General features: G+C 31.3%; 23 protein-coding genes, 1 tRNA gene and 4 pseudogenes. 15 read left to right on the top strand and 13 right to left on the bottom strand.

What is annotated here, in order from left to right; all coding sequences use genetic code 11:
- Positions 1-22: 22 nt before the first annotated feature.
- Both ACQ9BO_RS02485 and ACQ9BO_RS02490 read right to left on the bottom strand, forming a co-directional pair.
- The gene (locus ACQ9BO_RS02485; protein ID WP_431243512.1) at positions 23-670 is read right to left on the bottom strand and encodes a hypothetical protein; all 648 of its coding nucleotides are present in this window, start codon (positions 668-670) and stop codon (positions 23-25) included.
- On the bottom strand, positions 633-1,517 hold the full coding sequence (locus ACQ9BO_RS02490) for a hypothetical protein (protein WP_431243513.1): 885 nt from the start codon (positions 1,515-1,517) through the stop codon (positions 633-635). The genes ACQ9BO_RS02485 and ACQ9BO_RS02490 overlap by 38 nt, the downstream gene beginning before the upstream one ends.
- 140 nt (positions 1,518-1,657) lie before the next feature.
- Here ACQ9BO_RS02490 and ACQ9BO_RS02495 point away from each other — a divergent pair, with 140 nt between their 5' ends.
- Complete coding sequence (locus tag ACQ9BO_RS02495) at positions 1,658-2,641, top strand: SPFH domain-containing protein (RefSeq protein WP_431243514.1); 984 nt, start codon at positions 1,658-1,660, stop codon at positions 2,639-2,641.
- Positions 2,642-2,669: 28 nt separating this feature from the next.
- Here ACQ9BO_RS02495 and ACQ9BO_RS02500 read toward each other — a convergent pair whose 3' ends face one another.
- The 6 genes and pseudogenes from ACQ9BO_RS02500 to ACQ9BO_RS02525 form a co-directional block, all read right to left on the bottom strand.
- On the bottom strand, positions 2,670-2,924 hold the full coding sequence (locus ACQ9BO_RS02500; RefSeq protein WP_431243515.1) for a DUF6327 family protein: 255 nt from the start codon (positions 2,922-2,924) through the stop codon (positions 2,670-2,672).
- 5 nt (positions 2,925-2,929) lie between these two features.
- Positions 2,930-3,282, bottom strand: a pseudogene (locus ACQ9BO_RS02505) (competence protein).
- Positions 3,283-3,356: 74 nt separating this feature from the next.
- Positions 3,357-3,560, bottom strand: coding sequence for a hypothetical protein (locus ACQ9BO_RS02510; RefSeq protein ID WP_431243516.1), 204 nt, complete (start codon positions 3,558-3,560; stop codon positions 3,357-3,359).
- Complete coding sequence (locus ACQ9BO_RS02515; RefSeq protein ID WP_431243517.1) at positions 3,544-3,684, bottom strand: YtxH domain-containing protein; 141 nt, start codon at positions 3,682-3,684, stop codon at positions 3,544-3,546. Before ACQ9BO_RS02515 ends, ACQ9BO_RS02510 begins: the two co-directional genes overlap by 17 nt.
- 90 nt (positions 3,685-3,774) lie before the next feature.
- Entirely contained in the window at positions 3,775-4,254 is a 480-nt protein-coding gene (locus tag ACQ9BO_RS02520; protein ID WP_431243518.1) for a hypothetical protein, read from the bottom strand.
- A 909-nt stretch (positions 4,255-5,163) separates the two neighbouring features.
- Positions 5,164-7,281 carry a glutamine--tRNA ligase/YqeY domain fusion protein gene (locus ACQ9BO_RS02525; RefSeq protein ID WP_431243519.1) on the bottom strand — a complete coding sequence of 706 codons (2,118 nt, stop codon included), beginning with the start codon at positions 7,279-7,281 and terminating at the stop codon, positions 5,164-5,166.
- 118 nt (positions 7,282-7,399) lie between these two features.
- Here ACQ9BO_RS02525 and folB point away from each other — a divergent pair, with 118 nt between their 5' ends.
- Complete coding sequence (gene folB / locus ACQ9BO_RS02530) at positions 7,400-7,759, top strand: dihydroneopterin aldolase (RefSeq protein ID WP_354589283.1); 360 nt, start codon at positions 7,400-7,402, stop codon at positions 7,757-7,759.
- Between the two features lie 94 nt (positions 7,760-7,853).
- Positions 7,854-7,924: transfer RNA gene (locus tag ACQ9BO_RS02535), tRNA-Cys, on the top strand.
- A gap of 337 nt (positions 7,925-8,261) precedes the next feature.
- Here the strand turns inward: ACQ9BO_RS02535 and ACQ9BO_RS02540 are convergent.
- The 3 genes and pseudogenes from ACQ9BO_RS02540 to rnr form a co-directional block, all read right to left on the bottom strand.
- Positions 8,262-8,941 (bottom strand): annotated as a pseudogene (locus ACQ9BO_RS02540) (LysE family translocator).
- 13 nt (positions 8,942-8,954) lie between these two features.
- A complete protein-coding gene (locus ACQ9BO_RS02545; RefSeq protein WP_431243520.1) occupies positions 8,955-9,623 on the bottom strand; it encodes a head GIN domain-containing protein in 669 nt (222 codons plus the stop codon).
- Positions 9,624-9,645: 22 nt separating this feature from the next.
- The gene (gene rnr / locus ACQ9BO_RS02550) at positions 9,646-11,826 is read right to left on the bottom strand and encodes a ribonuclease R (RefSeq protein WP_431243521.1); all 2,181 of its coding nucleotides are present in this window, start codon (positions 11,824-11,826) and stop codon (positions 9,646-9,648) included.
- Positions 11,827-11,936: 110 nt separating this feature from the next.
- Between rnr and ACQ9BO_RS02555 the strand changes: the two genes are divergently transcribed.
- Together ACQ9BO_RS02555 and rpiB are read left to right on the top strand one after the other, a co-directional pair.
- Complete coding sequence (locus ACQ9BO_RS02555) at positions 11,937-12,170, top strand: putative signal transducing protein (RefSeq protein WP_132988252.1); 234 nt, start codon at positions 11,937-11,939, stop codon at positions 12,168-12,170.
- Positions 12,171-12,973: 803 nt separating this feature from the next.
- Entirely contained in the window at positions 12,974-13,405 is a 432-nt protein-coding gene (rpiB, locus tag ACQ9BO_RS02560) for a ribose 5-phosphate isomerase B (RefSeq protein ID WP_431243522.1), read from the top strand.
- Between the two features lie 138 nt (positions 13,406-13,543).
- Here rpiB and ACQ9BO_RS02565 read toward each other — a convergent pair whose 3' ends face one another.
- Positions 13,544-13,813, bottom strand: coding sequence for a DUF1294 domain-containing protein (locus tag ACQ9BO_RS02565; RefSeq protein WP_431243523.1), 270 nt, complete (start codon positions 13,811-13,813; stop codon positions 13,544-13,546).
- A gap of 115 nt (positions 13,814-13,928) precedes the next feature.
- On the opposite strand from ACQ9BO_RS02565, the pseudogene ACQ9BO_RS02570 reads away from it, so the two are divergent.
- Positions 13,929-16,052 (top strand): annotated as a pseudogene (locus ACQ9BO_RS02570) (Tex family protein).
- A 101-nt stretch (positions 16,053-16,153) separates the two neighbouring features.
- On the opposite strand, the pseudogene ACQ9BO_RS02575 reads toward ACQ9BO_RS02570, so the two are convergent.
- Positions 16,154-16,331 (bottom strand): annotated as a pseudogene (locus ACQ9BO_RS02575) (Sec-independent protein translocase subunit TatA/TatB).
- 211 nt (positions 16,332-16,542) lie between these two features.
- Between ACQ9BO_RS02575 and ACQ9BO_RS02580 the strand changes: the two are divergent.
- The 9 genes from ACQ9BO_RS02580 to ACQ9BO_RS02620 all read left to right on the top strand — a co-directional run bounded on the left by ACQ9BO_RS02580 (position 16,543) and on the right by ACQ9BO_RS02620 (position 25,365).
- Entirely contained in the window at positions 16,543-17,043 is a 501-nt protein-coding gene (locus tag ACQ9BO_RS02580; RefSeq protein ID WP_431243524.1) for a peptidase, read from the top strand.
- Positions 17,044-17,054: 11 nt separating this feature from the next.
- On the top strand, positions 17,055-18,539 hold the full coding sequence (locus tag ACQ9BO_RS02585; protein WP_431243525.1) for a GH3 auxin-responsive promoter family protein: 1,485 nt from the start codon (positions 17,055-17,057) through the stop codon (positions 18,537-18,539).
- A 70-nt stretch (positions 18,540-18,609) separates the two neighbouring features.
- Positions 18,610-19,191 carry a transposase gene (locus tag ACQ9BO_RS02590; protein ID WP_431243526.1) on the top strand — a complete coding sequence of 194 codons (582 nt, stop codon included), beginning with the start codon at positions 18,610-18,612 and terminating at the stop codon, positions 19,189-19,191.
- Positions 19,192-19,290: 99 nt separating this feature from the next.
- Positions 19,291-20,970: a DUF6909 family protein gene (locus tag ACQ9BO_RS02595; RefSeq protein WP_431243527.1), complete on the top strand. Its 1,680-nt coding sequence runs from the start codon at positions 19,291-19,293 to the stop codon at positions 20,968-20,970.
- Between the two features lie 7 nt (positions 20,971-20,977).
- Positions 20,978-21,949 carry a hypothetical protein gene (locus ACQ9BO_RS02600; RefSeq protein ID WP_431243528.1) on the top strand — a complete coding sequence of 324 codons (972 nt, stop codon included), beginning with the start codon at positions 20,978-20,980 and terminating at the stop codon, positions 21,947-21,949.
- 5 nt (positions 21,950-21,954) lie between these two features.
- Complete coding sequence (locus tag ACQ9BO_RS02605) at positions 21,955-23,118, top strand: oligosaccharide flippase family protein (protein ID WP_431243529.1); 1,164 nt, start codon at positions 21,955-21,957, stop codon at positions 23,116-23,118.
- Positions 23,057-23,260: a polysaccharide biosynthesis C-terminal domain-containing protein gene (locus ACQ9BO_RS02610; protein ID WP_431243530.1), complete on the top strand. Its 204-nt coding sequence runs from the start codon at positions 23,057-23,059 to the stop codon at positions 23,258-23,260. Before ACQ9BO_RS02605 ends, ACQ9BO_RS02610 begins: the two co-directional genes overlap by 62 nt.
- Before the next feature lie 11 nt (positions 23,261-23,271).
- The gene (locus tag ACQ9BO_RS02615; protein WP_431243531.1) at positions 23,272-24,291 is read left to right on the top strand and encodes a glycosyltransferase family 2 protein; all 1,020 of its coding nucleotides are present in this window, start codon (positions 23,272-23,274) and stop codon (positions 24,289-24,291) included.
- Between the two features lie 9 nt (positions 24,292-24,300).
- A complete protein-coding gene (locus ACQ9BO_RS02620; protein ID WP_431243532.1) occupies positions 24,301-25,365 on the top strand; it encodes a hypothetical protein in 1,065 nt (354 codons plus the stop codon).
- Positions 25,366-25,367: the final 2 nt, after the last annotated feature.

Raw genomic sequence — 25,367 nt, forward strand, 5'->3', positions numbered from 1 at the left:
CTCCCAAAATTGGGAGCTTTTTTTATTCTTTAAATAAGAGAACTTTATAATATTCTTTGTTGTCTGTTTCAATTAACCAGATCCCTTGATCTGAAAAAATTGCTTCATAATATAACCTATTCCCTTTTTCAGATACATTATTTATATATTTTAAAACATTCTGATTCGTAATCATTGCAACAAAAGTAATTTGCGAGAAAACTTTATTTTTAATATCACTTACATAAGTGTTGCTAATAAAGGCTTTGTTTAGTGCCTTATTACCGGCATTATTATATTCTATAAAATTAATTTTAGATATTGAACCTGTTGATTTATCAACAATAGTAGAATATGAAAATTCAGTAAAAGAATTAACAGATACAGAAAAAACAAAATCTTTATTGTATTCAAATAAATTAACAGATAAATATGAATTGGATTTTATTCTTTCAAAATACTCTTTCCCATCTATGTAGTTAACAGATTCCCATAATTTATTTCCGTCTTTATCAAATTTAAAAACATAAAAACCATTTGGATTGCAACTACCATTAATTTTCTTAGGGGCATTATCACTAAAAATACCATAGACATATATATCTCCATTTGATCTGTCTTCAAAAAAGTTATTGATTGATGAAGTTCCTACACTAAAAAAACCTTTCGAGACGACCATCTCCACTTTCATACTTATAACCTCCCTTATTATCTGATACAATAAAAAATTTATTATCAAGCTTTAAAGCTAAAGGTAATTCCTTAACTATTTTACCTTCAAAATTATAGGTCGTTTTATAAATTGTAGTAGTATGAAAATCTGCTGAAACTGATTTTGTAATCAAATCAAAGTTTTCATTTCCATTTAATCTGGTTTTAAATGTTGTTCTATATTGATCTTTAGCAAAACCATCACCTGTTAATAAAGCTAAATCGGGCTTCGCAATTTGAACTCTCTTTTTTGAATTGTTTTTAATATCTATAACTTCTAAAAAAATGTCATCTTTAGTAAAATCTATATCATCACTTTCTTTCTGATCAGTGAAAGCAAAATCATATGTATCATTAAAAGAAGCTTCAAAATGCCATCCAGCATCACTCCTCCCCGAATGATTATAAAAATTGTCACGATCATAAAATCCGAAATAAGAAAAATTTATATCTTCTAGCATTTTGTGCCCAATGATATTATAAGTTTTGTTCTGATAAAACTTATAATCATGCTTACCTGAAAATTTTATGCCATCATAACCCTTGATTGTTTTTTCAGTAACTGAAAAAGTAGGTTCTACAAACTTCTCGTTTTCAAATAAAATATCTTTTTTACCATCAGCATCAAAACTAACTCCACTAGTTGTTAAAGAAAATTCAGATAAAGAAATACTTTCTCCTTTATAAATAACGACCTTTTTTGAAATTGGAAGATATTGAAAGTTAATTGGTTCATTATTTTTCTCATATTTTTCTTCAACAATCACTGTTTGTGCTGATAAATAAACTGAAGATAACAATACAATACTAAAAAGTATTTTTTTCATAGATTTTGTTTTTGGTTAATTTTCAAGCCAAATATATAGCAAATATTAACAATAAAAATCACCTAAAAATTAAATAATAAATTATTATCATGATATAATTTGTATTTTTAGAAAATCAAAAATCTAAATTAATTATCACCATGGGTACAGCATTTATTATTTTAATAGTCTTCGGATTATTTATTTTACTGTCGTCTTTCTTTACTGTAAAACAACAAACAAGTGTTATCGTAGAACGCTTTGGAAAATTTACAAGTGTTAGAAATTCGGGTTTACAATTAAAAATTCCAATAATTGATAGAATTGCAGGTCGTGTAAATCTGAAAATTCAACAATTAGATGTTCTTATTGAAACACAAACTAAAGACAATGTCTTTATCAAAATGAAAGTTTCTGTTCAGTTCAAAGTAATACAGGAACATGTATATGAAGCTTTTTACAAACTAGAATATCCGCATGATCAAATTACGGCTTATGTATTTGACGTTGTTCGTGCCGAAGTTCCTAAATTAATCCTGGATGATGTTTTTGTTCGTAAAGATGATATTGCAATTGCAGTAAAACGAGAGTTGAACGAAGCGATGACCACTTATGGTTATGACATTATCAACACATTGGTAACAGATATTGATCCAGATATTCAGGTAAAAAATGCAATGAACAGAATCAATGCGACCGAAAGAGAAAAAACAGCGACAATGTTTGAATCTGAAGCTCAACGAATTAGAATTGTAGCCAAAGCAAAAGCTGAAGCTGAAAGTAAAAAACTTCAAGGTCAAGGTATTGCCGATCAACGTAGAGAAATTGCACGCGGATTAGTAGAAAGTGTTGAAGTTTTGAACAATGTTGGAATCAATTCACAAGAAGCCTCTGCATTGATTGTAATTACACAACATTATGATACACTTCAAGCTATTGGAGCTGATACCAACTCTAATTTGATCTTATTGCCAAACTCTCCACAAGCGGCAAGTGATATGTTAAACAATATGGTAACTAGTTTTTCAGCTTCAAATATTATTGGAGAAGAAATGAAAAGACAACCTAGAAAAGTTAAAAAAGCAAACAATTCTGATATAAACTACAATCCATCAGATACTTCAGAGCCAACAGAAACGGCTTAAATAAATAACACTAAAATAAAAAAGAGGCTCATTTGCCTCTTTTTTTATTTATAAACCAATTGATAACAAATGGTAAGATTGACTGTAAAATTTTTGGATATGAATTTTTAAAGTAATCTGTGTAAGACGAAACAAAACCATTTACAATTTTGTGTGGCGTTATGCTCTCTTTTGTTTTTTGAATACTTAAAACTAATTTCTGATAATTAATCTCTTTTTCCAATTTCAAAATTTCCAGATCTCTATCAATTTCTGCGTACGATGAGTATTTTTTCCTTTCCATAATTCTTAATCATTAAAAAAGATTTCCGAAAATTTCTCTAAAATTGGACCTTCGACAAACTTGTCTTTTACAAAGAAAAGCAAAATCGTAAAGAAAAGATAGATCCCTCCTACTGTCAAAAATCCTAAAGCGGTACTTCCAAAGAAATCTCCGAAAGCATACGCTCATGAGCAAAAGATCCGAAAAGCAATACCATACTGAAACACAATAAAATCAATGTAAACTTAAAAATTAAAGTTGTTGATTTCATTGCAACTTTAAAGCCCCAAAGTTTATAATATGCCAAATGACTTTCTATATATTCTTTAGCCTGATCCTGAATATTTTCGGTATTTTCTTTTAATTCTTCAAACGCCATAATTATAAATTTTAAATAAAAAAGCACAAAACTTGCCTATAAAACTAAGCAAGTAATGTGCTTTTAAAAAATTATTATTTCTGAAGTTTAGCGTTCTGAGCTTTTAAATCAGCCAATTTAGATTCTAAAAATGTAATTACCTCTTCAGTCTTATAACTCATATTAGAAAGTAATTCATCATAAGTTCCGTCAAGATTTTTCTTTGCATGAGTAAATTTTTCACGTAAAACTTCTGAACTTGCTGATAATGAATCTTTCAGATTATGTGCTCGCATCATCAATTCCCTCTTTTAATTTTGCACGAGTTTTTGATCCTTTATCCGGAGCAAATAAAATTCCAATAGTCGCTCCAGCCGCTACCGCACCAACAATCGTCGCAATAGTATTTAAGTTTTTTGACATAATATTAAAATTTAAGTGATTAATAAAGGTACTCTTTTTTAAGCTATAAATTATTGAATTTTTGGTATTTACAAAAATTTAACAATCTAATTAATACACATAAGCCACAGCTTCATAATTACCATTCCCTTTATCTACAATACTAACAAAAGGATAACCATTTGAAGCCGATTTAGTTTTGATTCTCATAGCAGTCTGATTCTGATTTGCAATTGGCGGTTCACCTTTTGTCCTTGTCGAAACACCTGTAAAACTTGTCGCTTGCTTCAGTCCTATTGTCTTTTCTTGAGGCAAAACGGTTACCATTTTGTAATCATCTTTTGAATCAACTACAATTTTATCAGAGATTTTTTGAGTTGTTTTTGTTTGTTTATTTGTAATTGATGAAACAGCGTGTTTGCTAATTTTTACTTCTTCAGAACTTCCAACTGTCGAATAATAAATTAAGCCATTTTCGTTTTTAATGAAATTAACATCAAGAGTTTCACCATTGTGTTTTGTAATTTGATGTGTTTGAGAAATTGCAATATTTGCAAATAAAATTGCTAGCGTAAAATATAAAATTTTCATGATTATTAGATTTAAATTAAAAATGATCAGATTTGAAATTTAAAAACTAAAGCTTCACACAAATTCAATATTATGGAATTTTGTACATTATGATGCAATTTGAAAAATACCTTTTACGCGAAATATTATCAAAATTACACCACAATAAAAATGAGAACATAAAATTGTCTTTTCAAGAAATCAATATTGAAAATCTACTGCAATAAAAATTACGAGTTTTTAAAAACAGTAAATTCCACTTTCGTTTCTTTAACGGCAAATTTCAATTTTTGTAAAAATCATCTCTGATTTTTAGTGTTGAGTTAAAAATAGCAACTTTATAAACAATTGTGTGTTAACAACCCGTTAAACTGACAAAAATAACAGCAAAAAGTTAAATAAAGACTCTAAATAAACAATAATTCAAAAAATGAGTTATCTATCACTTAAAATTAAAAAACGCCTTAAAAACGATTTATGAAGGTTAATTTTAATATATAAAAACTATAAATTTTACTTTTATAATAATTTATATTAATAATTATATAAAACTATCAAAGTAAAAAATATAATTATTAATATAAATAATAAACAAAACTTATAAATATATAAGAATAATCAAAAATTACTATTTTATAAAAAATCTCATCAAAATAAATTTTCAAAAAAATGGAAAATGAAACAAATGAAAAATAAAGCTGAAAAAAGTAAAATTTAAGCCTAAAAAAGTTAAACTTAAAATAAAGCGTTTTATTAAACCTTTTTTTAAAAACGATTCAGAAGATGGAATAATTTTAAAAATCGCTTAAAATTAAGTTATAAAAGTCATTTTTAATCTGTTAAAATTATAATTTTATAAAAATTAATAGATTTTATATATAATAAAAAAGCGCTTTTAAAAAGCGCTTTTCAATAGATTCTAATTATATTTTATTTTTTTACCAATTCAGATAAAATTTCGATTTCTCTTTCCGATGCATTTTTTGGAGGATTTGAATTTAATTTTGAAATTTCTTCTGAAAACTGATTTCTGAAAGTTTCATTTTCTAAATCTCTCAAATTTAAAAGTGTTTTTGATCTCACATAAGTCGATTCACTTTTTAGAGACATTGAATATAATTTCTTAATATCATCTTCTTCAAAATCAGCTGATTTCCAGTTCGAATATTTCAAAATAAATTGAGAAAACAACAGCGAAGCCTTATTATTGTTGATATTCTTCTTTAAAGAATTCTGTAAAAGTGAAAAAGTAGAAATATTTTTGATGTTCTCCCCTATTGCACTTTCAATTGCAATTCTTTCTGGTTTAGTCTCAACTTTAAAATATTTGTTGATATCTTTCAAAGAATTATTGATGCTATTTTCTTCTTTTTTACCCTTTTCTTCCCAAGCATCTTTTAGTCCAACAGTTTTGTTAAATACTAATTTTGAAGCAGTTGAGTCTTTATCGACAGTAAAATATCCTAAACGTTGAAACTGAAATTTATCTTCATTTTGAGCTGTTGACAAACTTGGTTCAACATATCCGGTAACAATTTCCAATGAATTTGGATTCACAAAATCTAAGAAATTTTTCTCTTTATAACTGTCCGGCGCTTCATCTGTAAACAAACGATCGTACAAACGAACTTCTGCTTCTAATGCATGCTGAATTGAAACCCAATGCAATGTTCCAGATACTTTTCTTTGACTTGCTTCTGTTCCGCTTCCGCTTAAAGAATCAGTATCATAAGTAACATGAATTTCTGTTATATTTCCGTTTTCATCTTTTATAACAGATTCACCTTTAATGATATAAGCATTTTTAAGACGAACTTCTTTTCCTAAAGTCAAACGGAAAAATTTAGCTGGAGCTTCTTCTAAAAAGTCTTCTCTTTCAATATATAATTCACGTGAAAAAGGTACTTTTCTAAAACCAGCACTTTCATCTTCCTGATTATTTTCAGCTTCTAACCACTCCTCTTTTCCTTCTGGATAATTAGTAATTACCAGTTTTACAGGATCTAAAACAGCCATTACACGAGGTGCAATTTTGTTCAAATCTTCACGAATACAGAATTCTAAAACTGAAACATTTATTAAGTTATCACGTTTTGCAATACCAATTGTATTGGCAAAATTACGTAAAGAAGCGACTGTATAACCACGTCTTCTTAATCCAGAAATTGTTGACATTCTTGGATCATCCCAACCGTTAACATGCTTTTCTTTAACTAGTTGCTGTAATTTTCTTTTACTAACAACGGTATGTGATAAGTTACGTCTTGCAAATTCTCTTTGCTTTGGACGAAGCTTATTATCATCAAAAATCTGATCTAAAAACCAATCGTATAATTCACGGTGAGGCAAGAATTCAAGTGTACAAAATGAGTGAGAAATTTGCTCTAAATAATCACTTTGTCCGTGTGCCCAATCGTACATTGGATAGATTTTCCAAGCATCTCCTGTTCTGTGGTGATGTTTGTGTAAAATTCTATACATAATTGGATCACGCATCAACATGTTTGTTGATTTCATGTCAATTTTTGCACGAAGAATATATGTACCAGCCTCAAATTCACCGTTTTTCATTCTTTCGAATAAATCTAAATTTTCTTCAACAGAACGATTTCTGTACGGACTATCAGTTCCTGGAGTTGTTGGAGTTCCTTTTTGAATCGCCATTTCTTCAGAAGATTGGCTGTCAACATACGCTTTATCTTTCTTAATTAATAAAACTGCCCAATCGTATAATTGTTGAAAATAATCTGATGCATAACATTCTTCTGCCCAAGTATAACCCAACCACTCTACATCTTTTTTAATAGCATCAACAAATTCCTGTTCTTCTTTTTCAGGGTTTGTATCATCAAAACGTAAATTCACAGGAGATTGATAATCAATTCCTAAACCAAAATTTAACGCAATAGAACTCGCGTGCCCAATGTGTAAATACCCATTAGGTTCTGGTGGAAAACGAAAGCGAAGTTTAGTATTTGAAAGACCTGATTTTACGTCTTCCTCTATGATTTGTTCAATAAAATTGAGTGATTTCTCTTCTGATGCCATTATTTTATAGTAATTTTAGCAAAGATAAAAAAGTTTATAGTTAATAGTTTATGGTTTATGGTTTTCTTTGGAAACTTACTCTAAACTTGAAACTTAAAACCTGAAACTAAATTTAGAAATGGGAGTTATAAAACTTAAAAATATCCGTACTTTTTCTTATCACGGATGTTTAATTGAAGAAGGAAAAATTGGATCTGATTATACAGTTGATCTAAAAATTAAAACCAATTTGCAAAAATCAGCAGAAACAGATCATCTTTTAGACACTGTTGACTATGTTCATTTGAACAAAATTGTGACTGAAGAAATGGCAATTCGTTCGCATTTATTAGAACATGTAGCCAAAAGAATCAATATTCGAGTACTGGCAGAGATAAAAACTGTAGAAAAAACCACAGTTTGGGTTTCTAAAATTAATCCGCCTATTGGTGGTGATGTTGAATCAGTTACAATAAAAATGACGGAAATTAGAAAGTAATTTTAAAAACTAAAATGGCATTTTTTCAAAATAGTTTATTCGAAACTTTTGAATTTTAAAGATTTTAGTTACTTTTGCCATCCGTTCAAGCAATGGCGTCGTGGCCGAGCGACTAGGCTGGGCTCTGCAAAAGCTCCTACTCCGGTTCGAATCCGGACGATGCCTCAAAAACCTCTAAAGCAATTTAGAGGTTTTTTTTATGTTTAATTTTTAGAAAATTAATTAAAATATATTGGTTCGAATCCGGACGATGCCTCAAAACCTTCAAAACAATTTGGAGGTATTTCTTGTTTGATTTTTCTACAATATTGTCATTCTGAGGAACGAAGAATCTTCGCGAGAAGCTCTACAAAGATTGGACAATAGTTACGGAGTTACTTGCGGAGATTCTTCGTTCCTCAGAATGACAAACTATACTCAAAAAAACTTTAAACAAACACTTGTAAACAAAAAAACCTCTGAAATTCAGAGGTTTAATTTTATATTTTTGAGTTATTAACAACTACTTCTTCTCTATTCTTTCAAAAGCATTTTTAACCATTTCTTTTTCTTTTGGAAACCATCCTTGAATAACAAGTGCAAATCCGAAAACCATTAAAACAACGCTAATTCCTTTTTTGATTTTTAGAATATTTGTCGGAGTCATTTTTGATTTTAATTGTTTGGCTAATAAAATTTTAGCACAATCAATTAATAAATAAGTGATAATTACGGCAGTAAAAAATGTCATCATTCTAGGAGTCTGCATTTCTAATTTTGGCCCAACAGAAATAATTACAGCTAGCCAAAATCCAAGAACTCCAATGTTTATAACATTCAGTAAAAAACCTTTTACAAATAAACTTCCATAATTTCTTTTTAAGATATCACGATCAATTTCTTCATCATTTATCTTTTCTTCTTTCTTTAGTTTTACAAACGAAATAATACCGTAAGAAAGCATAATTATTCCTCCAAAAATAAAAAGAGCTGGATCGTCTTTTAAACTGGATATCAGTCTATAACTTCCTAAATATGCAATAGCAATAAAAAAACATCACCTAAAACTACTCCAAAATCAAAAGCGATTGTCGCTCTAAATCCTTTTGTAATACTGGTTTCTAATAAAACAAAAAATACTGGACCTACCATAAAGCTAAGAACAAGTCCCCATGGCAGTCCAGCCAGAATATCATTTATCATCAAAATACTATTGTTATTTTACTTCTTCGATTTTACCACCGAAGACTGTTTTTTGGTTTATTTGTTTTGGTTTTCCATAAATGTAAATAGAGCCTCCTGCGCTCACTTTTGCATCAACAAGAGTTGAAGCATTAACATCGGCTTTTCCGCCCGCAGAAACGCTTACAGTAGTCTGAGACGTCTCTAATTTGCTGGCAAGCAAATAACCTCCAGCTCCTAGACTTGCATCTTGATTTGCGGCTTTTCCAGCTAATGTGATTGAACCTCCTGATACTGAACTTACTTTGAGTTTATCAACATCTAAATCAACATTTATAACGCCACCTTCTTGTGCACTTACTTTAAACGAAGTTGCTTTGATCGCTTCATTGCTCGTTACTGTTGCTCCTTCATTTACATCTATAAGTTCGATATGTTTGTAATATAAAGTAATGCTTAGATCATTTCCTGACAAAAGTTTTGGAAAAGGCATTCTTAATTTCAATATACCATTTTTATTAACAACTTCGACTTCTGCTTCTCTTGCGCCTTTTATCACAATTCTATTTTCAGATGCCTGAACTACTTTTACACTTAATTTATCGAAAACCTTAACGGTATCAAAATCTCCCAACTCTTTGGTAACCTGACCAAAAGATAGTTGTGCAAATAAAATTACCGCTCCTATAATTAACTTTTTCATACTTTTATTTTTTAATTAATACTTATTCTGCTCGTCTTAAAAAATGAAAATCAAGTTGCTTTTTAACTAAATCGGCATTTTTTACTTTCACATAAATTTCGTCTCCTAACTGCAATAAACGGTTTGAAGTTGCTCCAACCAAAGCATATTGCCTTTCGTCAAAAGTATAATAATCCTCTTTTATTTCTCTGATTCTTACCATTCCTTCGCACTTGTTAGAAACGATTTCAACATAAATTCCCCATTCAGTAACACCAGAAATAACTCCAAGGAATTCTTCATCCTGATGATCCTGCATGTATTTAACCTGCATGTATTTAATGCTGTCACGTTCTGCATTTGTTGCCAAATTTTCCATGTTTGAACAATGCAGACATTTGGTTTCATACGTTTCTTCATCTACAGAAGCTCCTCCATCCAAATAATATTGCAACAAACGGTGTACCATTACGTCTGGATAACGACGAATTGGCGATGTAAAATGGCTGTAATAATCAAATGCTAAACCATAATGACCAATATTATCAGTCGAATATTTGGCTTTGCTCATACTTCTAATGGCAAGAGTATCAATAAGATTTTGTTCTTTCTTACCGTTTACTTCTTCCATCAAAGCATTTATTGATTTAGCTATATCATCTTTAGATCTAAAATCAATTTTGTAACCAAATTTAGCAATTACAGTTTGCATTGCAATTAATTTATCTTCATTTGGTTCGTCGTGAATACGATAAACAAAGGTTTTCTTTTGTTTTCCAATGTATTCAGCTACTTTTCTATTGGCCAAAAGCATAAATTCTTCAATCAAATGATTAGCATCTTTTGATATTTTAAAATATACTCCTTCTGGCTCTCCTTCTTCATTAAGATTAAATTTCACTTCAACTTTATCAAAAGAAATAGCGCCTTGTCGCATTCTTTTCTTTCTTAAAATCTTAGCTAATTCATCTAGTTTTAAAGTTGCTTCAATAATTTCATCTGAAACCACATAAGATTCTCCAGTAATAGAAACATCAACCGGAATAGTATTTTCTTTTGTTTCAATGATATGTTGCGCTTCTTCGTAAGCAAAACGCTGATCGGAATAAATTACAGTTCTTCCAAACCACTGGTTAATAACCTGAGCTGTTGGAGAAACTTCAAATATTGCTGAAAAAGTATATTTTTCCTCATTCGGACGAAGCGAACAGGCAAAGTTAGACAATACTTCTGGAAGCATTGGCACTACTCTATCGACCAAATAAACTGAAGTGGCTCTTTGATACGCTTCATCATCTAGGATTGTTCCTTCTTCTAAATAATACGAAACATCGGCAATATGGATTCCAATTTCAAAGTTTCCATTCTCTAACTTTTTGAAAGACAAGGCATCATCGAAATCTTTTGCATCTTTTGGATCTATCGTAAACGTAAGCGTATCACGCATATCACGACGTTTTGCAATCTCAGATTCCTGAATCGAAGTATCCAGTTTTTGTGCAAAAACCTCTACTTCTACAGGGAAATCTGCAGGCAAACCGTATTCAGCCAAAATAGCGTGAATTTCAGTATTATGCTCTCCAGGTTTTCCTAAAACTCGAATTACAGATCCAAACGGACTATCAGCTCGTTTTGGCCAATCTTCAATCTTAACCAACACAACATCACCATTTTCTGCTTCACCAATTTTATCTTTTGGAATAAAAATATCGGTATACATTTTAGGATTTGCAGTCGAAACAAAAGCAAAATTTGCCTGAATATCAATTACACCAACAAACTCAGTTTTATCTCTTTCAAGAACTTCAATTACCTCACCTTCAGGTCTTTTTCCTTTTCTTCTGTTATAAACATAAACCTTTACTTTGTCTTTATCTAAAGCACGATTCAAATTATTGGTCGGAATAAAAACATCTTCTTCAAATTCATCACAAATAAAATATGCCGTTTTTCTGCTCGTCATATCTATTGTTCCTTCATAGTAGTCCTGGCTTTCAGCTTTGACTAAATATTTTCCAGGTTCTGTTTCTATAATCTTCTTTTGCGAAGCTAGAATTTTCAAATCTTTAATAATCTGATTTCTGCTTTTTGTATCATCAAGTTCTAACTTTGTCGCTATTTGTTTATAATTGAATGTTTTATTAGCACTTTGCGATAAAATTTTTACTATCTTACTAGAGAAATCTTTCTCTTTTTTTATCGGCTTTCTAATTTTCTTACTCATATATCTTTTCTTATAAGGTTTAAAATTACAAATAAGATATCAGAATATAGATTTTAACAATTAGAATTATTAAAAATATAACTTTTCGTACATTTACAAAAAGACCTAATATGGAAAGCTTTAAGACCATCGCCGTATTCAATTATCTGCACGAAACCGTAATACTCAAACACTTACTGGAGCAGGAAGAAATTCCCTATTTTTTCGAAAACGAAATCACGCTTTCCGTTGCACCAATGTATTCAGCGGCGCTGGGTGGCATTCGTTTGAAAGTCCATCCAGACGATTTCGAGCAAGTTCAGGAAATCTTGGACAATCTCAACAATCCTCTCAAAATCGTCTGAAACAAAAATTCAAAAATCAATTTCAAATCAGAATAAATTCAATTCAAAAAATAAAATTTTTCATTTTCAACTTTTTTAGTTTTCAACATATATTAAATACAACAAAAAAGAATTTTTAAAATTTAAAAAAATTTGGTTGTTATTATAGCTTGTTAATATGTCGAATAATTTTTTTTTGAAGTCATTGAAATCTCGTTTTACTTATTTATTCTGAGTTATCAACATAGTTATTTTTGCTTAAAACTTTAATTTTTAAGACTTTTTGAATTTTAATTAACAACGGTTGACAACCAAAAATGAATTCATTTTGTAGATAAGTTGATATGTTGATTTCTGTTGAAAATAGGATTTTTGATATTGATAACTTTTCCAAAAATTCACGAAACTTTTCTTGCATATTTAATTTCACTTTTGGATTATGAAATTTTTCAAAACAACCAAAAAAAACTTCTAATTTTCTTTTCGAACTTATTAACATTTTCTGTTAACTTAAAGTTAATTGAATATCAAGCAATTACAAACTCCTATTAACACCTCAAAATTTTAACAAATATTATGTTTATTTTTCATTGATTGTGAGCTAGTTATAGACTTATCAAAATTGTTAATAACTGATAAGGTTTTGACTATAAGATAGTTGTAAAATGGAGTGTTTTGCCAAGAATTGGACGAATGTACAAGAGTTTATATTAGAATGTTTATATAGTATTTAAAAAGAAAAAATTTGTGAAAATTGGAGTAATTCGTGGCAAACATCTATTTATTAAGTAAATTTGCATGACACAACTAAATAGTATAGAAAAATGAAAATTTCGATAGGAAACGATCACGCAGGTCCAGAATATAAAAAAGCAATTGTTGAAATGCTTAAAGCAAGAGGATATGAAGTAACTAATTATGGTACGGATACAGATACTTCTGTAGATTATCCAGATTTTGGGCATCCAGTTGCCAATGATGTATCTGAAGGAAAAGCTGATTTTGGAATCGTAATCTGCGGAAGCGGAAACGGAATTGCAATGACTGTTAATAAACACCCGAAAGTGAGAGCTGGTTTATGCTGGACGAAAGAAATCGCATATTTGACACGTTTACACAACGATGCAAACATTGTGAGTATTCCAGCGAGATTCACATCTATTCATCAGGCTGTTGAAATTGTTGAAACTTTTCTTGATACAGCTTTTGAAGGTGGAAGACACCAAAATAGAGTGAATAAAATTGCTTGCGCATAAAAAGTCAAAAAATTAGGTGCTTCGCACCTATTCATAAACACACCGGGCCGATTTTTTAATTTGTCCGGTTTTTTATTTTAAGTATTTATTATTCAGTTATTTAAATAGCATTTTTTGAGTTATCAACAATGTTAATATCTACTTTTTATAATTTAAAAAGGTGATTATAAACGCAATTTGAATTGCTAAAATCACGGCAAACTTTACAATAAAAGAAGTTTTACTCGTTTTATGTCTGAAGATTAACATCGCTGTTAATAAACCTGGAGTTCCTCCGATGAATTGTAGAAAGAAAAGCGTATTTTCAGGGATTCTTCGTTTATTTTTTCTGGCTTTATATTTATCATATCCGGCAAGAATAAAAACGATTACATTTATAAATAAAAAATAGAGTAAAAAAATTTCCATTGGCATAAAATTAAAAACAAAGATATTATTTTAGCCGAATCATAGATGAATTTGCTTTTTAATTTTAACAAGTAAATTATATCAGTTTATAATTAAGAATTATTTCATTAAAAGTATGACTAATATTCAATTCATTGCCAAGTCGGTTCAGGCGCCTGCAGTAAGTATTCAAAACACAGTAAAATTATTAGAGGAAGACTGTACGATTCCGTTTATTTCGAGATACCGAAAAGACGCAACCGGAAACCTTGATGAAACTGTAATTGAGCAGATTGCAAAACTGCAGAAAGAATACGATACGTTGATTAAACGTAAAGAAGCGGTTTTAAAATCGATAGAAGAGCAGAAAGCGCTTACACCAGATTTGAAGAAAAAATTGAGGACAGTTTTGATTTGCAAGAAATAGAGGATTTTTACCTTCCATATAAAAAGAAGAAAAAAACAAAAGCCGATGTGGCACGTGAATTTGGATTAGAGCCATTGGCAAAATTAATAATGTCTGAAAGTGACGTTGATTTTGATTTTATTTCGACGCAATATTTGAATGAAAATGTTATTAATGAAGAAGTCGCTATTCAAGGTGCAAGAGATATTGTTGCTGAATGGATTAATGAAAATATTTATGTTCGTAAACAGCTTCGTAGATTGTTTCAGCGAAAAGCAACCATTGCCACAAAAGTGGTTAAAAAGAAAGCTGAAGAAGAAGGCGCACAAAAATTCAACCAGTATTTTGATTGGGAAGAACCTTTGACAAAAGCGCCTGCGCACCGTTTATTGGCAATGTTACGTGCAGAAAACGAAGGTTTTATCAAAATGAAAATTGATGTTGATATTGATGATGCATATGATGTTATTGACGAAATCATTATTAAAAAACAAAACAATTCAACTTCGCATTTACAGTTGGCAATTGAAGATAGTTATAAACGATTATTAAATCCTGCAATTGGAAATGAAACGTTGCAGGAAGCAAAAGCAAAAGCCGATGCGAATTCGATTCAGGTCTTTGCTAACAATTTAGGTCAGTTATTATTGGCTCCACCTTTGGGAGAAAAACGTATTTTAGCAATTGATCCAGGATTTAGAAGCGGTTGTAAGGTAGTTTGTCTGGACGAAAAAGGCGATTTATTATACAACGAAACGATTTATCCACACGCACCTCAAAACGAGGAAACAATGGCGATCAAGAAAATCCGTTCTATGGTAAATGCGTATCAGATTGATGCGATTTCTATTGGAAACGGAACAGCTTCTCGCGAAACTGAATTTTTCATCAAAAAAATCGCGTTTGACAAACCAGTTCAGGTTTTTGTGGTTTCTGAGGCAGGAGCTTCTGTATATTCAGCTTCAAAAATTGCGCGTGAAGAATTTCCAAATTATGATGTAACGGTTCGTGGTTCGGTTTCTATTGGAAGAAGACTTTCAGATCCTTTGGCCGAATTGGTAAAAATCGATCCGAAAGCAATTGGAGTAGGGCAATACCAGCACGATGTTGATCAGACTAAATTGAAAGAAGAATTGGATAGTACTGTAATTCGTTGTGTAAACTCGGTCGGAATTAACATCAACACAGCAAGTAAACATTTACTAAGTTATGTGAGTGGAATTGGGGAGAAGCTTGCCGAAAACATTGTACAATATCGTTCTGAAAACGGACCTTTTGAAGATAGAAAACAGCTGAAAAAAGTGCCTCGTTTAGGAGACAAAGCCTATCAGCAAGGAGCAGCTGTTTATTAGAATAACAAATGCTAAAAATCCGTTGGATAATTCGGCGGTGCATCCGGAAGCTTATCCGGTTGTTGAAAAGATGGCGAAAGATTTGAATATTTCTTTAAATGAATTAATTGCAAATAAAGAAAAAACAGCGCTTATTAAACCTGAAAAGTATGTTACACCTGAAATTGGTTTATTGACGCTGAAAGACATCATAAAAGAGCTTGAAAAGCCAGGATTAGACCCGAGAAAGTCAGCTAAGGTTTTTGAATTTGATGCCAATGTAAAATCGATCAAAGATTTGAAAACAGGAATGATCTTGCCAGGAATTGTTAATAACATTACCAATTTTGGTTGTTTTGTTGATATCGGAATCAAAGAAAGCGGATTGGTTCACATTTCCCAGTTAAAAGCCGGATTTGTGAGCGACGTAAACGAAGTGGTAAAACTGCACCAACATGTTGAGGTTAAAGTTACTGAAGTTGATGAAGATAGAAAGAGAATTCAGCTGACGATGGTACTTTAGAAAAGCTCAATTTTTAAATTCTAAATTACAATTTGGAATGATAAACAAAAAAATCCCAGACTACAATTTGTAATCTGGGATTTTTAATACGTTCGAATTTCTTATTTTGTTTCTTCTTCTTTTTTAGAAGCGACGAGGTTGATCGTCTTTAGCGGCGTTTTTAAATTCCTTAATTCCACTTCCTAAACCTTTCATTAATTCTGGAATTTTTTTACCTCCAAAAAGTAATATCACAATACCTACGATAACAAGGATTTCTGTAAGACCTAATCTTCCCATGACTATTATATTTAATGCCGAAGCAAATTTTGATTTATATTTTCACCGCAAAGGTATATAGAATATACGAACAACAAGAAATTTTGGATTAAAATATTTCATTTATACTGCGTTAAATATTTTATAAAATAATAAAATTGCATTATTTGCCGTTTTTTCTCCCATAACAACAAGACGATTAATCACTATATTTGCTAGTACAAACAACAAAATGACTAAAAAAAATAAAAATTTCAGAAAAAAATTATTCATCAAAAACCGATTGGTAATTTTGAACGAAAATACTTTTGAAGAAATTTTTTCATTGAGGCTGACTTTAATGAATGTTTTCGTAATGTTTACTTTAGGCGGTATATTTTTGATTTTAGTTACTACATTTATCATTGCTTTTACACCGCTTCGCGAATTTATTCCGGGTTATTCATCTTCACAATTAAAACGAAATGCAACGGAATTAGCGATAAAATCAGATTCGTTGGAAAAAGTGTTAAAACGAAATGAAGCCTATTTAAAAGGAGTTCAAAAGGTTTTGAGAGGAGAACTGGAGTATGCAAAATTCAATAAAGATTCGATTATTGCCGAAAATGAGGAACACTCAAATGTAAACATGAAGGCAACAGAAGAAGAAATAAAGCTTAGAGAAGATGTTGCAAAAATGGAGAAGGAGCAAAGTGAAAGCAAAAAAAATAATAAGAAAAGTGACAAAAAATAATACCACAAAAAATGTCAATTAAGTCAATTGCCGCAAAGATATTTGCTCGAAAAATATACAATCAAACACAAGCTTGGTCTAATAAACCAGTGGCAACTCAGTTTGAAGTTTTCAAAAGTTTGATTCAGAATGCAAAAGAAACCGAGTTTGGGAAAGATCATAATTTTGCTTCAATAAAAACAATTGAAGATTTTCAAAAAAACGTTCCAATTCGGGATTATGAAGATTTGAAAAGTTATGTTGAAAAAGTCAAATTAGGTGAAGCTAATATTCTTTGGAAAGGAAAACCAATTTATTTCGCCAAAACCTCAGGAACGACTTCGGGAGCAAAATATATTCCGCTGACGAAAGAATCAATGCCTTTTCATGTCGAAGCGGCGCGCAATGCGATTTTGCATTATATCAACGAAACCGGAAATGCTGATTTTGTTGACGGAAAAATGATTTTTCTGCAAGGAAGCCCTATTTTGACTGAAAAACATGGAATTAAATTTGGAAGGCTTTCTGGAATTGTAGCGCATTTTGTTCCGAAATATTTGCAAAAAAACCGAATGCCATCGTGGGAAACGAATTGCATTGACGATTGGGAAACCAAAGTAAATGCGATTGTTGACGAAACAATCAAAGAAGATATGTCTGTGATTTCAGGAATTCCTTCTTGGGTTCAGATGTATTTTGAGCGTTTGCAGGAAAAAAGCGGAGGAAAAAAGATCAGCGAAATATTCAAAAACTTTAATTTGTTCATTTACGGAGGTGTTAATTATGAACCGTATCGCGCCAAATTTGAACAAATGATTGGCAAAAAAATAGACAGCATTGAATTGTTTCCAGCTTCAGAAGGCTTTTTTGCCTATCAAGATTCTCAAAAAGAAAAAGGAATGCTTTTGTTGTTGAATTCAGGAATTTTCTATGAATTTATCAAAGCGGATGAATTTTTTACCGAAAACCCAAGACGTTATACCATTGGCGAAGTAGAGTTAGGCGTAAATTATGCTTTGATTGTTTCTACAAATGCCGGACTTTGGGGTTATAATATTGGTGATACTGTTCAGTTTACTTCTTTGTCTCCATATCGCGTCATAGTTTCAGGACGTATCAAACATTATATTTCGGCTTTTGGCGAACACGTTATTGCAAACGAGGTTGAAAATGCAATGAAAGAAGCTACAGCAGGAAGCAATATCGTAATAAATGAATTCACTGTTGCGCCACAAATCACGCCGTCAAGCGGATTGCCGTATCACGAATGGCTGATTGAATTTGAAAAAGAACCTGAAAATATGCAGGCTTTCGCTGAAGCAATCGACGATTCAATGCGAAAACAAAATATTTATTACGACGATTTGATTACCGGAAATGTTTTGCAGAAAGTAGTTATTACCAAAGTTTCAAAAAACGGATTTCAGCAATACATGAAATCACAAGGAAAACTGGGAGGTCAAAATAAAATTCCGAGATTGTCGAACGATAGAAAGATTGCGGATAATTTAAAGTAGGAAAATATTTATATTTGTAAGTTAATGCCTCTTTTTTAATGAATAAAAAAGATAGAAGCATTAAGTTATTATGAATAAAGAAAAATTTCAAAATAAATATCGCATTTCTTCAATAAGAGCGCAATGGTGGGATTACGGTTGGAACGGAGCCTATTTCATAACCATTTGTACACAAGACAGAAAACATTATTTTGGAGAAATTCAAAACGGAAAAATGATTTTGTCAGCAACAGGAATTATTGCCGATTTATTATGGCATCAAATTCCAGCGCATCATAAAAACGTTGAATTAGGTGATTTTGTGGTCATGCCAAATCATATTCACGGAATTTTGATTATCGATAAAAAATCGACCAATATTGATTTGAATTTCGCAAATGACGCCAATATTGTACAGACAGGGCATGCCCTGTCTCAACACGCCCCGTCTCCACGATTTCAAAATATTGGAAAAAACACCATTTCGTCAATTGTTGGATCCTATAAATCTGCTGTAACCAAACATGCCAACAGATTAGGATATCCACATCAATGGCAAAAATTATTTTACGACAATATCATTAGAAGCAATGATGATTATCAAAGGATTTCTGATTATATTGTTTCAAATCCGGAAAATTGGGAAAAGGATAAATTTAAAAACAGAAAATAAATCAAAATGATTTTTTAAAAAATGATGTTGCAGATACACGGCATGCCGTGTATTTGTTTACATTTGAATTTACATTTGAGTTTATAAATATAGAATAGCATGAAAGAAACCAAACATATATCAAGATCAAGAGCTCAGGAATCATCTGCGGCGATAGAAAAAATGTACATTACAATGCGCCATTTATTCAACCGAGGTTTTTATAAGCCGATGGGAGTTTCTGGCGACAGTTTACGCGAATCATTATTGGCATTACGTCCGGAAATCTACGGAAATATTGCCGAGGAAAAAGTAGAATTAAACGGACTTCTATATGTTATAGAACGTCTTCCGATAGGAATTGAACAATGCCGATTCATCAATTTAACTTCAGATGAAGGCTATTCAAAATCGCATTTTCAGCCAATAGTTCCTCCAAAAAGAAGAAGAAATTGTTACCGAATTGATGAAGAACAAATGAATGTCGAAATCACACGCGGACGTTCAGACATTTATGATATTCTGACGCATTTGACATTCATTTTCATCGAATCACACAAAATCAAAAACAGAGTTTTAATTGACGATGGAGGTGAAGTTTCTCGCGATTGGTTAAAATTGGAACAAGCGGTAATGCAAACCAAAAAGTTGACGCAGATTGAAAAAGAAAAAGCAATTTCGCACGTCGCCAATATTTTGGCTAGAACCTTCGAAGAAGTTTTGGATATTTATGACGCTTTCGGTTCAGAAAATGCGCCAGATCGTTTCTTGCACGTAATTTATTGGTTAGGAAAATTGGCAATCGAAGAAATTGTTGAAAACAATAAACGAACAATTACGTTCAGTCCGGTTTTGCGCGAGCGTTTGGGACACCATATCCACGGAGAAATCTGGGCAACAAACATCAAGGAAGTTTTAAAAGCAAACGATCTTTTAAAACGTCCAATTCATGTGATCAGCGCGAACATGCACAGCGTAATGAACTCGATTTTTGCTACGCCATTGTTGACATCAAAATACAAAGGCAAAAGCGATTTCCATATTTATGAAGAATTAAGTGGTTCAGGTTCAAAAGAAATAAGAGGACAAGTTGAAGAATTGGCTTTGAAAAACGGAATGATTTCATTGCCAGACTGTTCAGGAACAAATATCGACGTTCAGATTTTTGATACGGCTAAAATTGATTGGTCAAAAACAGCATTTTCAAACGCAAATGTAGGCGAAGAAAAGCCAGTAATTATTGTAATGGATTATGCGTTTGGTGAGCAAGCTTATGAAACTATCGACGAACTTTTGAAACCATTTAAAAAAGAAACGTTGCTAAATGTAAAATCGGTTTCGATTATGGGCAAGGCTGGAATTTTGGAAGGAGGAAAAGGCGATATTATGATTCCGACGGCACATATCAATGAAGGAACGGCTGATAATTATTTCTTCGAAAATGAATTAACCGGCGATATGTTTAGAGGAAATGATATAGACGTTTACGAAGGTGCGATGGTTACAGTCTTAGGAACTTCGTTGCAAAACAGAGATTTATTGAAATTTTTCCACGAATCGACTTGGGGCGTAATAGGTCTCGAAATGGAAGGATCGTATTATCAAAAAGCAATTCAGTCGGCATCAAAAATCAGAAAAAGTGTGCCGCACGATATTAAAGTTCGTTATGCTTATTATGCTTCAGATAATCCTTTGGAAACCGGAAGTACATTGGCTTCTGGCGGATTAGGAACAACAGGAGTTAAGCCAACTTATTTGATTACCATTAAAATTTTGGAACAAATTTTCAACGTAAAATAGAACATCAATGAGTACAAAAGTACCCCAAAATCAGGATCAGGAAATCGATATTTTTCAGCTTTCAAAAAGCATTGGAGGTTTTTTTGATCGTTTGAACAGATCGATTTTTAGAGCTATTCAGTTTTTTATCCGAAACTGGATTACGGTTCTGGTTTTGTTTGTACTTGGGGGTGCGCTCGGATTGTATTTAGATTCGAATAAAAAATCTTTTAAAAATCAGATTGTTGTAACGCCAAATTTTGAAAGTGCCGATTATTTATATGCAAAAATTGATTTGATTCAGGCAAAAATTGCCGCTGGAGATGTTGATTTTTTAAGTACTGTTTTTGGTAGTTCAGATCGAATAAAATATATTGAAATCAAGCCTGTTCCAGATGTTTATAAATTTATTGAAGACAAAGAACAAAACTTTGAACTGATTAAATTAATGGCCGAAACAGGCGAAATAAAAAAGGTTCTTGAAGATAATGTTACCAGCAAAAATTACACTTTTCACACCATTACTTTTACTTCAAATCAAGAAATAAGCGAAAAAGATGTGGTAGAACCGTTATTAAAATACCTGAACAATTCAGATTATTTTGATGCGGCTCAAAAAATTGGCTACAAAAATCTGGAACGTGAAATTGCTCAAAACGACACGATTATTTCACAGATTGATCAAGTTTTAAAAGGTCTTTCGAGCACTGCAAAAAATGATAAAGTAGTTTATTATAATGAAAATTTGCGGCTGAATGACATTTTAAAAACGAAACAAAAACTGATTTTAGAACAAGGAAAAAACAAGATCAAATTAATCAGTTTTGATAAAACGATTAAAGAAATCAATTCGACGCTTAACATAAACGAAAACAAAGTTGTAAACGGAAACTTTAAAATTTGGTTGCCGCTTTTCTTTATTTTTATTTTTGTTGTAATTAGTTTGTTTCGAAGATTTTACCGTAAACAGCTTGCACTTTCACAAGCAAATCAACTCTAAAAGAATTGAAAGCCAGTTCTATTTTCGAAAGATTTTCAAAGAATAAGTTTTTAAGACAAAGCTTTGGTACTTTATCATTACGTGTTTTTGGTGCATTGCTTTTATTTGGATTTACTGTTTTTCTAACCAAAACCTACAGCCCAAAATTAGTTGGCCAGTATGATTTTGTACGTTCTTTTCTATTATCCATTGGGAGCATGTGTCTGCTTGGTTTTGATCAATCGATTATATATTTCAAAGGGAAATTAGCAAGTCAAAATGCGCTCGAAGAACTAAAAAATATATACAAAAAAATGGTTCTGATGCTTTTTGGAACTTCATTGTTGGTATTACTTATAATTGCTGTTATCAGCAAAGAAACGATCAACAATTATTTTTCAGATCCAGAAGTATATTCGATTTTACTGAAAGGAGCGGGAGCCTTGTTTTTCTCGGGTTTATCGATTTTAAATACCGAAGTTTTCAGAGCTTTGGATAAATTATATGTAGCCGAATTGTTTCGAAATATCATCAAATATATTCCGCTTATTATTGGCTCTATAGTTTTGTTTTATTGGCATGAACAAGAATATTTAGTTAATGTTTTCCTGTTAGGATTTGTTTTTCTGGCTGTTGTGAGTACTGCTTTAGTTTTAGTTTATTTTCGAAAAAAAACGGTTTTAGAAACAACAGAAAAAATTACACACAAGGAAGTATTTTTAAAATCATATCCAATTGCCATCAGTGCAATGGCAATGTTTTTATTAATGTGTTTTGATATCATGTTTTTGAAGAAATACCGAAACGATGAAACCGTCGCATTTTATTCCGTTGGGGTTAAAATAATGACGATTATTTCGATTATAATAGTAAGTATAAATATTACCGTTTCGGCTAAAATTGCCGAGCTATTTGCGAGTCACAAAACAGCAGAATTAAGTGAAGTGTCAAGAAAAAGTGCTCGTTTAATTTTGATGATAACCTTGCCGGTCATCTTGCTGATAAGTTATTTTTCAAAATCAATTTTGTCCATTTTTGGGCATCAATATGTTGTGGCGCGACGAGGCATTTTTAATTTTGCTTATTGGTCAGGGAATTTGTTCGGCATTTGGTACAGCATCAGTTTATTTGAATATGACGGGAAGACAACACATTTTTCAGATCATTTTGATTTTGGCAGTAGTTGTTAATTTCACTTTAAACCGATTTTTAATTCCGATTTACGGAATGACTGGTGGTGCAATTGCGTTTGTATCAAGTTCTTTTTTCTGGAATTTTGTTGTGGCAATTGTTATTTATCGAAAAGATAAAATAAAAGTGTTTTTGCATTAAAAAATTATGCTATGAACATAGAGAAAGAGACTTTGCTTTTTAGCATTATTATCCCGGTTTACAACGTTGAGGCTTATTTGCCACAATGTTTAGACAGTGTTTTGTGCCAAACTTTTTCTGATTTTGAACTTATTTTAGTAAACGACGGATCAACCGATTCTTCCTTGGAAATTTCTCAAAAATACAAGCAAAAATTTCCTCAAATAATTCTGATTGACAAAGAAAACAGCGGTTTATCTGATGCTAGAAATACGGGATTAAAAGCGGCAAAAGGCGATTATATTATTTTTACCGACAGCGATGATTATTGGCAAGGAAAACAGGTTTTGGAAGATTTAAGTAATTTGATTTCTGAAACAAATCCAGATATTATCTTTCATGAAGAAACTCGTTTTTTTTCTGAAAATGATTCGAAATGCAAATACAATCAGCGATTTATAAAAAACAAAAGCGGGAAATTTGAAGATGAGGTTTTAAATTTGGTTTATTACGATTTATATGTTGAGTCTGCTTGGGATAAAGTAATTAAAAGAGAAATTTTAATCGAAAATCAATTGTTTTTTCCCGTTGGAAGAAAATCTGAAGATATTGAATGGTGCGGTAAACTGATGCATTTTATCAAGACTTTCAGTTTATATTCAAAATCATTTTATGTATATCGTCAAGCGCGTCAAGGTTCTATAACCACAACTGTTAGCGCCAAACATATTGAAGATGTTTATGAAATGGTAAAAGACGGATTGTATTCGGGGAAAACAGAATCAGAAAAATTAAATAAAGCAATAGAAAATTATTGGGCTTGCAATTATGTCGTAATTCTAAAAGATTTTTATGTGTTGTCGCCGGAAACGCAAAAACAGATTTGGGATGATTTGATTTCCTGGAAATACCTTCTTAAAAAAGGACGTAACATAAAAGTAGATAAAGTGATGAAATTTTATAAATTTTTATCCTTCAAGACTTTAATTTTCTTTTTGAATGGTTACCGATTAAAAAGAAGTTTGAATAAAAGACGTAGAGCTTCAAATTAAAATAGAAAAATGCAATTATTAGTTAAAAAAAGTACAGCAACATTTTTGCTTATTGCGGCGACTAATTTAGTTGTGGCATTTCTGTCTTATTTTATTCTGCCTCCAAAATTTTTCTACGATACTGCAATTATTATTTACGACAAATACAATGAAATTGGCTATTTAGGAAGTTATCCGCTTACGATTTTGTTTTATAAAATGATTGGTTTCAGACATCTTCCTTTTCCAATAATTGCCTTGATTCAATTTCCGGTTTTAATCTATATTTTATATAAAATAGGTATTCCAGATAATTTTGAAAAACTGAATGTTAAAAACATTTTAGTGTATTTAGGCATTTTTATGATTGCGATTTTCATCTCAATGCCGTCGAAAGAATTTATTACTTATTTGTTTATAGCTATAATTGTTCTATTGTGCCGAAACGAACGATTTTCATTCCGAAAAACAATTCTGATTGCCTCAGTCCTTCTTGTGGTTTTTGGAGCTTTATATCGCCCTTATTTTGCTTTGATTCCCATTGTTGGTGGCGGAATGTATTTAGTGAGTTTCATCAATTTTAAGAGTAAAACAGTCAGTACGATTTTTTATGGTTTGCTGATTGCTGTTTTTTTATCGCTGAGTTACGGAGTTTTAAAAGGGAAATATTTTTCTGAAATCAGTAGGGAAGTTGTAAATAGTTCGAGAATGGTTTCTGCAGATGCTAATTCGATGATCACTTCGCCAGTAAAAACAGATACTTGGTACGGAGAAGCAATTGGAATTTTTTATGGATTTTTTACGGTGAATTTGCCATTAAATGGTTTAAAGCACGTTCTTTCTCCTCAAATTATTGTTTTTGTAATTTGGCGGCTTTTACTGTTTTATATTTTGCTGGTCCGATTTTCTAAATGTTTGCAAGAAAGAAAAAAGTATCGTTATGAACTTTTGATTATGTTTATTCTGTTTTCTTTTTTCATTCTTCAAGGTGTTTTTGAGCCTGATTTAGGTTCCTCGATCCGACACAAAATTGGGATTTTTCCTTTAATCTATTTTGCACTTTACTATGACCATTTCCGAAAAGAACTTCAATAAAA

The sequence above is a fragment of the Flavobacterium sp. P21 genome, assembly GCF_050632225.1.
GTDB lineage: Bacteria > Bacteroidota > Bacteroidia > Flavobacteriales > Flavobacteriaceae > Flavobacterium.

Excerpts from the sequence above, each read along its gene's own strand:
- ACQ9BO_RS02485 (WP_431243512.1), bottom strand. The coding sequence starts at position 670 with ATGAAAGTGGAGATGGTCGTCTCGAAAGGTTTTTTTAGTGTAGGAACT.
- ACQ9BO_RS02490 (WP_431243513.1), bottom strand. The coding sequence starts at position 1,517 with ATGAAAAAAATACTTTTTAGTATTGTATTGTTATCTTCAGTTTATTTA.
- ACQ9BO_RS02495 (WP_431243514.1), top strand. The coding sequence starts at position 1,658 with ATGGGTACAGCATTTATTATTTTAATAGTCTTCGGATTATTTATTTTA.
- ACQ9BO_RS02500 (WP_431243515.1), bottom strand. The coding sequence starts at position 2,924 with ATGGAAAGGAAAAAATACTCATCGTACGCAGAAATTGATAGAGATCTG.
- ACQ9BO_RS02510 (WP_431243516.1), bottom strand. The coding sequence starts at position 3,560 with ATGATGCGAGCACATAATCTGAAAGATTCATTATCAGCAAGTTCAGAA.
- ACQ9BO_RS02515 (WP_431243517.1), bottom strand. The coding sequence starts at position 3,684 with ATGTCAAAAAACTTAAATACTATTGCGACGATTGTTGGTGCGGTAGCG.
- ACQ9BO_RS02520 (WP_431243518.1), bottom strand. The coding sequence starts at position 4,254 with ATGAAAATTTTATATTTTACGCTAGCAATTTTATTTGCAAATATTGCA.
- ACQ9BO_RS02525 (WP_431243519.1), bottom strand. The coding sequence starts at position 7,281 with ATGGCATCAGAAGAGAAATCACTCAATTTTATTGAACAAATCATAGAG.
- folB (WP_354589283.1), top strand. The coding sequence starts at position 7,400 with ATGGGAGTTATAAAACTTAAAAATATCCGTACTTTTTCTTATCACGGA.
- ACQ9BO_RS02545 (WP_431243520.1), bottom strand. The coding sequence starts at position 9,623 with ATGAAAAAGTTAATTATAGGAGCGGTAATTTTATTTGCACAACTATCT.
- rnr (WP_431243521.1), bottom strand. The coding sequence starts at position 11,826 with ATGAGTAAGAAAATTAGAAAGCCGATAAAAAAAGAGAAAGATTTCTCT.
- ACQ9BO_RS02555 (WP_132988252.1), top strand. The coding sequence starts at position 11,937 with ATGGAAAGCTTTAAGACCATCGCCGTATTCAATTATCTGCACGAAACC.
- rpiB (WP_431243522.1), top strand. The coding sequence starts at position 12,974 with ATGAAAATTTCGATAGGAAACGATCACGCAGGTCCAGAATATAAAAAA.
- ACQ9BO_RS02565 (WP_431243523.1), bottom strand. The coding sequence starts at position 13,813 with ATGGAAATTTTTTTACTCTATTTTTTATTTATAAATGTAATCGTTTTT.
- ACQ9BO_RS02580 (WP_431243524.1), top strand. The coding sequence starts at position 16,543 with ATGACTAAAAAAAATAAAAATTTCAGAAAAAAATTATTCATCAAAAAC.
- ACQ9BO_RS02585 (WP_431243525.1), top strand. The coding sequence starts at position 17,055 with ATGTCAATTAAGTCAATTGCCGCAAAGATATTTGCTCGAAAAATATAC.
- ACQ9BO_RS02590 (WP_431243526.1), top strand. The coding sequence starts at position 18,610 with ATGAATAAAGAAAAATTTCAAAATAAATATCGCATTTCTTCAATAAGA.
- ACQ9BO_RS02595 (WP_431243527.1), top strand. The coding sequence starts at position 19,291 with ATGAAAGAAACCAAACATATATCAAGATCAAGAGCTCAGGAATCATCT.
- ACQ9BO_RS02600 (WP_431243528.1), top strand. The coding sequence starts at position 20,978 with ATGAGTACAAAAGTACCCCAAAATCAGGATCAGGAAATCGATATTTTT.
- ACQ9BO_RS02615 (WP_431243531.1), top strand. The coding sequence starts at position 23,272 with ATGAACATAGAGAAAGAGACTTTGCTTTTTAGCATTATTATCCCGGTT.
- ACQ9BO_RS02620 (WP_431243532.1), top strand. The coding sequence starts at position 24,301 with ATGCAATTATTAGTTAAAAAAAGTACAGCAACATTTTTGCTTATTGCG.